Origin of the sequence: Stenotrophomonas maltophilia group sp. Smal17 (assembly GCF_030237045.1) — a bacterium.
In the GTDB taxonomy this organism is placed as follows: Bacteria; Pseudomonadota; Gammaproteobacteria; order Xanthomonadales; family Xanthomonadaceae; genus Stenotrophomonas; species Stenotrophomonas forensis.
In genome coordinates, this window is record NZ_JASJSU010000005.1 from 52035 (window position 1) to 53515 (window position 1481).

Below are 1481 nucleotides of genomic sequence, written 5' to 3' on the forward strand. Positions count from 1 at the left end.
CGCCCCCCCCACTACCGGAGTGCGCCTAGCCCTGCTGGCCCAGCGCACGCAGCAGGCCGCGCGCCTTGGCCCGGGTCTCGTCCAGCTCCTTGTCCGGGTCCGAATCGACCACGATGCCGGCGCCGGTGCGGAAGCTGACCTCATCGCCCTCCACTTCGGCGGTGCGGATCAGGATGTTCAGGTCCAGGTCGCCATCGCGGTTCAGCCAACCGAACGCCCCGGTGTAGGCGCCGCGCGGCACCTGCTCCAGCTCGCTGATGATCTGCATGCAGCGCACCTTCGGGCAGCCGGTGATGGTGCCGCCCGGGAAGGTCGCGGCAATCACCTCGCCGGGGGTGACCTCCGGGCGCAGATGGCCACTGACGTTGCTGACGATGTGGTGCACGTGGGCGTAACTCTCCACGGTCATCAGCTCATCAACCACCACGGTGCCGGGCAGGCAGATGCGGCCCAGGTCGTTGCGCTCCAGGTCGATCAGCATCACGTGCTCGGCACGCTCCTTCGGGTGGCCGACCAGCTCCTGGATGCGCGCGGCATCGTCATCGCCTTCAAACCGCGGACGGGTACCGGCAATCGGCCGGGTCTGCGCGTGGCCGGCGTGCACCGACACCAGCCGCTCCGGAGAGGAACTGACCACGTGGCGGCCGTGCGCGCTGAACAGGCCGGCGAACGGTGCCGGGTTGGCGCGGCGCAGCTGTGCATACAGCGCCTGCGGGCTGACCGGCGCGGCGAACCGGGCGCTCCAGCGCCGCGACAGGTTCACCTGGAACACGTCGCCGGCACGCAGGTACTCGATCACCCGGCGCACGCCGTCGGTGAAGCGCTGCGGTGCATCCTCGCCCACCGACTGCGGCGGCTGCCAGCCCTGCCCGGCCTCGGGCAGCGCGGCCGAGGCCTGTGCCACCAGTGCATCCAGCAGCGCCTGCTGGCCCGCTTCGGCGATCACGAAGCTGGCATCGTTGTGGTGGTCGTGCAGCACCGCCGCCGGGCAGCGCAGCGCCAGCGCGGTCGGGCGGCCGTCGTCGCGCGCGCGCGCCGGCAGCACCGGTTCGATCTGGCTGGCCACTTCGTAGTCCAGCATCAGCGCCCAGCCGCCACGGAACGGCAGGCTGTGGCTGCCGTCGTGCGGCAGGCGTTCGGCCTGCCAGGCGCGGTCCAGTGCCTGCAGGAAGCTGCCCGCGCGTACGGCGTCGTGCTGGTCACGCACCTGGCCATCGGCATCCAAGCGCAGGACATCGCCCTGTGCGGCCAGCAGCAGGCTCCAGCGGCCCTGGGCGGTACCCGAGGCGGTGGACTCCATCAACAGCGGGAAGCGCACCGGGTCATGCTGCTGCAGGGCCAGCAGGTCGATCGGGTGCGGCAGCGGGTGGATCAGCGGTGCGTGGGTCATGGCGGCCAGTTCAGGGATTCAGATGCACGGAAGCCGCCTTGCGGCGGCCTCCTGCTGCGTAGAGTCGAGCTTGCTCGACTGGGTTGCAGGT

The 1481-nt window shown here is 71.0% G+C and carries 1 protein-coding gene; it reads right to left on the minus strand.

Annotation, left to right across the window (positions count from 1 at the left end):
- Positions 1-25 precede the first annotated feature (25 nt).
- On the minus strand, positions 26-1390 hold the full coding sequence (locus tag QRO93_RS03020) for an aminodeoxychorismate synthase component I (RefSeq protein WP_180879692.1): 1365 nt from the start codon (positions 1388-1390) through the stop codon (positions 26-28).
- Positions 1391-1481: the final 91 nt, after the last annotated feature.

Bases quoted from the DNA above. Each gene is read 5' to 3' on its own strand.
- QRO93_RS03020 (WP_180879692.1), bottom strand. From the start codon at position 1,390: ATGACCCACGCACCGCTGATCCACCCGCTGCCGCACCCGATCGACCTG.